This window comes from Komagataeibacter sp. FNDCF1, assembly GCF_021295335.1.
Taxonomy (GTDB): domain Bacteria; phylum Pseudomonadota; class Alphaproteobacteria; order Acetobacterales; family Acetobacteraceae; genus Komagataeibacter.
The window spans coordinates 1-5,148 of record NZ_JAIWOT010000004.1 but is presented as its reverse complement, the minus strand read 5'-3'; the positions used below and the strand labels follow the sequence as shown (position 1 = coordinate 5,148).

Below are 5,148 nucleotides of genomic sequence, written 5' to 3'. Positions count from 1 at the left end.
GGGTCTGCGTTCCGGGGCTGCGTCTCGCGTGCGTTGTGCTTGCCAACGTGCGTGATTGCGTTTGTGGTGGTGTGTTTTGCAACACGTAAAATGCCATATACCATGCAAATAATCCTCAAATAAAAACGGGGTATCCAAAGGGGTGTTAAACCCATTTGGCTTACTGCTTATTTTTAGAAACGCAGTTTCGTAAAAAAATAAGCGAAGTAAGTTCCACTTATTTTGCAATAAGATGGAATAGCATGTATGGACAAGAAATATAAAAAACAATAAAAAACAATAAAAAATGAAAAAAACTATTTGGAAACGAAATAATTTTACCCATATTACCTTATAGACATTTTACATGAAGGATTAAAAAATGCCGATAGCAATTAGTAGAGAAGAATCAGGTCTCCCCATTATTAGTCAAAACCCCTTCACAAAAGGCACAAAGGAAAATCTCCTTTACCGTTTGGAAGTGCAGGTGCCGCAGCAGATCGCAAGAACGAAGTGGCAGATTGACAACGCCAATTCTGGAGAACAGGCGCGGGCATGCAAGGAGTTCGTGGCGATCCTTTGGGAAAGCGTTTCGACCGAAAAATTCGTGGAAATTTGCAAGTTGCTGAAGGGCGACAAGGGCGAACTGTCACGGGTCATGTCTGTGATTAAACAAATGACGACCGGGGCTTTCGACGTGCAGCATTACTTAAACCAGTATAACCTGTCGGACGAATTGAAAGGGTATTTAAGGGAGATTGATCACGTGCAGGTTGGTGGCGAAGCCACGGCGGCACAGCCTCAAGAAGTACAGACAAAGAACTGATTGGGGAGTGTAAGTAATGAAATATATAACATCTGAAGAAATCGAAAAGAAATACGGTCTTTTATTTGTCGTGTCTACCCTGTTAATGGGGATGTACGTTTGCTTGGAATCATTTGAGGAAGGGGAACGTGATGGCGTTATTCCAGAGGGATTTTATGAATCCAAAGCACGTAACGAAGTATCGGCAAGGCGGACGATGAAGAAAATAGACGAAATGATGAAAGAAGTGGCAAAACAATACAAGTAATAATAAAATTGCCGTGAATAAAAAGACCCTGAAGGGTCTTTTTTTTATTTATGCCGTTTTTTTTTCGGCGGCACGTTGTGAAAAGAAAAAATTGTTTCTATATTCAGGAGCAACAAACAAAAAAGGGACGGGAATTAACCCGCCCCTTTAGAAAAAATCGAGGCTCTTTCTCGGGATTGCACTCCCGGTCAGAAGTCGATGACTGGACATCGAAGTGAATAACAACGTACTCAGCCTCTATGGCTCATTATATAGAAATTTTCCCGCTCAAGTTAAAGCCCAAAACGCAAAAGAATTAGATTTTGCCCGCTCTCGCATCGAGAAAGCGCAGTTTTGGAACAAAAAACGCGCTGATCGTGTCGATCACAAAGAGCGGTTCAGGGCGCAATTTCTCCAATCCCATCCCGAGTTTCTCCGATATATCGAACTGGTCGAAGCTGACAGCCGCGTGTCAGGGTTCGCGGAGCCGGTTTTAAGCGGTTTTCAGATCGCACAGGCGATGTCACGTGAGGCTCTGGCGAGAGGTTTGCGCGAATATCGCAGCAATGGCGGGGGTGCCGCCGGTCATGCGTTCGCTATTCGGCGTCAGGTGAAGGCAGCAAAGGAGCGATTGCGCGAAAATCGCTTTTGTGACGCTCTCGAATGGGCGGAAAACGGTCCTCAGTCCGAAAATTGGGATTTGTGGCGTGCGGTTGTGGGGTGTCGGTCGAGAAATCGACGGATCAGCGACCAGTCACGATTTTTCATCGCGGATGCTTACGAAAAACACCTTTTGGACCAAGAAAAATGGGCAAGCCTTGGCGATACCTTCGGTCCCTGCCTGTCTGATGCGGTTTTCATCCATTTTCAGGACCGAAAAGCGGCATCGAATGAAAATGCACGCCGCAACAAAATCAAACGCGATTCACTCATTCGTGCCCATGCCAAGCCATTAAAAGGACCGCGAGCAGCGCGAGCGCTTGATACTAATAGAGGAACACCTACCCCCCCCCAAGAAACGCCGGAAAACAGCCAATTTTCATATGGTGGGTTTGAGGCGGACAAAGCCCGCAAAGAGATGATGAAGGGGGCGAAATCGTCCCCTGTGGTCCACCCTGTGCGACAGGTGACACGGTTCGCGTTGCACAACACGGCTTCCCGTTTGGTCATGAAACACGGGTCAAACGTCTCGATCCCGAAATGCGGTCGGGCGATCCAAGGCAAGGAAGATTCCGACTTCGTTTCGCTGGAACGCAGGGCGTCCAGTGACGAAAAAGCCCCGGATTATGTGGCTCCAACCAATGTTGGGTACTGCAAATCGCGGAATTGCCCCCGTTGTGCGCCCATGATCGCCTTAAATGTGCGGGATAAGATCAATTATCGCATTGATGGGATTGTAAAGCGCGGTGCCCGCTTGGGTTTCCTGACATTGACCGTTTCCCATGACAATTCGATCCCGTTGGCTGCCGAAGTCGCTCTTATGACCGAGGCTTACGCCAGATTAGGGGACGGAAAGATGATGAAATCCGCCAAAAACCGTGGGTTTTTGGGGATGGATCGGATTTTTGAGGTCACGTATGGCGCTGACAGCGGTTGGCACCTGCATATTCACGCCCTCATGTATTTCGACCCGGCGCAGGGCTTCGATTTGAAGGATGACGGTGCGAAAATCATCAATCGTTGGATCTCGCTGATCCAAAAACGCGGATGGAAAGCCGGCATCGCTGGTCAGGACATTCGAGAGGTGGATTTATCAAAAAATGAGCAAAACGGGCAAATTGGCGACGTTTTGTCCAAATATGGCATGAAAAGCCTCACGTCATGGGGAATTGACCTTGAACTTGCCGGGTCGGCGTTCAAGGAAGGGAAACGTCCCAGCCGCTACAGCGTGACCCAATTGCTCGCCTTCGCTCACCATGGGGACGAAGAATGTGGGGCGAGATATGCCGAAGCGTGCAAGGCATTGAAGGGGATTAAGGTCTTTTCGCCGTCTCGATGCGTGACGCAGCTTGTCGGGACGAAAAATGACGAAAAACCGGACGAAACAGCCGAAAATGGGGAAGAAATAGCCGAAGAAATCGAGATCGAGGCGCAGGCAGACCCGGTTATCGGTCAGATTCCGTCTGTGGTCTGGAACGCTGAACATGCCATCGGGAACATTTACCCGATCATGAAATCGATTCAGCATCACGTCATTGACGAAAAAAGAGGGTTTGACGAAGCCCTTCCTCTGATCTGGGCTGATGTCGCCACCGACCAGTTAGAAAGCATGTGCAAGCAGGGTTCGCGCGGGGAATTGTCGAAAAACCGCACCATGCAGACGATCCGGGAGAAGTTTGCGCGTATCGGTGACGGTGAGGTGCAAACCGAACACGTCCCGATTGCCTCCAAGGCGGTCAAAATCGCCTATCGGCATACCGTCATCATGCCACTGACAGGCGAGATATTGGATTTTGCCGAAATTGACCTCCAAAACGGTGCCGGTCGTTTCTTCTTCCCTGTCGATCCGGGATACGACTTCGCCGCCGTCTGGTCCTCTTCTTTTGTGTGAAATAAGAGCCACGAAGTGGCGTCCACTACCTGACTTTACCATTCTAAAATGGCGGTAAACCGCCATTTTTGGGGCTCTGCCCCGTCTCCTGCGGAGACTCCCCGAGGTTTTTCTTCGTCAAAACAGGATATTTTTGTTGGGATGCCGAAAAACGGCTCTATATCTAAAATGAGGGTACGAAGCCATGCTGAGGAGCAACTTCCGTACGAAAAACAAGATACCCCCAAGAGAGACCCGGAATCATAAGGCACTCTCTTGGGGTTTTTGTCATATCTAATAATCCCTTGTTTTGACAAAAGAAAACCTTGGGGGAACCACCTTTAGGTGGTGGGGGCAAAGCCCCCTCTTTCATCCTTGCCCGGCAAAATATGGTTTCAGGGCGTCCACATATCCATGGGGATGCCTGCGAAGCGCCATTTTGCGCGGCGTAGCTGGCTTCCCTGTGGGTATGTGGGCGACGGTCAAGGTTATCGCTCATCGCCGGTCCTGCCGCGCTGGTGGACCTGTCTTGCCTTCGCCTGTTCCAGCCTGAGCGCCTTGCTTTCTGCTACAGGCAGGGCTTTTGCGACTTTCTCGATGCGCTTTTCGGTCTCTGCAAGCTGCTTTTCCTGCTTCTCGTAGGTCTGGGCGTTCTTGTCCATGCGCTGCTGTAGATCGAGCGCGGCAAGTCGCTCATTTTCTCGCAATCTGGCTTGTCGGTCGCGTTCTGAGGCGTCCTCGTTCTCTCCAAGCCTGTCGGACAGGTCTTTTCTGATCGCCAGCATGTGCTGGTAAAGCTGGCGGCACGGCTCCCATGCGACATCTCTGGCTTTCTTCAGGGCGTCGATGATGGTGGGTCTGCGTGCTTCCTTCATTTGGGGTCCGGTTTCCCATCTTCTGCCCCTCTTGGGGTCTCTTACCGGGTGGATTTCGTCATTTTTGGTCGCGTCCAACAGGACATGGGCAGCGTCTGAAACCTCTTTGGCGCTCTCGATCTGCTGCGCCTTCTTGCGCATCTCGATTGCCCATTCTTTGTGGCTGACGTGTCTGGGCTTCTCTGGCGCCTCGTTTGCGCTCTGGCGGTCCTGTACGCCCTTCTCTGGGTAGGTCTGCTGCAAGAAATCCTGATAGTCCTGCTGTAGCTGGCTCAGTTTCTTCGCAGCCTCGTCAGACTTCCCGCCTAGAACGTCACGATATGAAAGTGCGACCTGTCGTTTTGCCTCCCGGTCCTTGGTTTTCCCTTTCTTGGGTCTGCCCTTCGCCTTCACGTCCTTTTCGATGATCGGGACCGCAAAAATATGCATATGCGGGGTTTCCTCGTCCATATGGATGGCGGCGCTGGTGATCTGGTTGGGAAAACGCTTTTGAAGGTGCTCAAGCGTCTTTTCTCCCCAGTCGCGGACAAGTTTGGGATCAGGCTTCCCGGTTGTAGGATCAAGAAAGAAGTCTTTGGACACGCTCGCCACCATCTCGAAGCATTTGACGGCATCCTTCCGGGGTTTGGTGGTGAGCTGCTGTAGCTTGTCGTTCACGTCGCGCGACCAGTCATCGGACCCCATCAATTGGATGTTGTCGGGGGTCCGGGAC

Annotated in this window: 4 protein-coding genes; 3 read left to right on the top strand and 1 reads right to left on the bottom strand. The window is 50.7% G+C overall.

Annotated features, from left to right (window positions below):
• The first annotated feature begins 361 nt into the window (after nt 1-361).
• From LDL32_RS17735 to LDL32_RS18115, 3 genes are all read left to right on the top strand, one after another.
• Nucleotides 362-805 carry a hypothetical protein gene (locus LDL32_RS17735; RefSeq protein ID WP_233069282.1) on the top strand — a complete coding sequence of 148 codons (444 nt, stop codon included), beginning with the start codon at nt 362-364 and terminating at the stop codon, nt 803-805.
• Nucleotides 806-821: 16 nt separating this feature from the next.
• Complete coding sequence (locus LDL32_RS17730) at nt 822-1,052, top strand: hypothetical protein (protein WP_233069280.1); 231 nt, start codon at nt 822-824, stop codon at nt 1,050-1,052.
• A 214-nt stretch (nt 1,053-1,266) separates the two neighbouring features.
• Nucleotides 1,267-3,582 (top strand): protein rep, encoded by a 2,316-nt coding sequence (locus LDL32_RS18115; protein ID WP_233069278.1) that lies wholly within the window; start codon nt 1,267-1,269, stop codon nt 3,580-3,582.
• Between the two features lie 467 nt (nt 3,583-4,049).
• On the opposite strand, the gene LDL32_RS17720 is transcribed toward LDL32_RS18115, so the two are convergent.
• A partial coding sequence (locus LDL32_RS17720) for a plasmid recombination protein (protein ID WP_233069276.1) occupies nt 4,050-5,148 on the bottom strand: 1,099 nt, incomplete at its 5' end.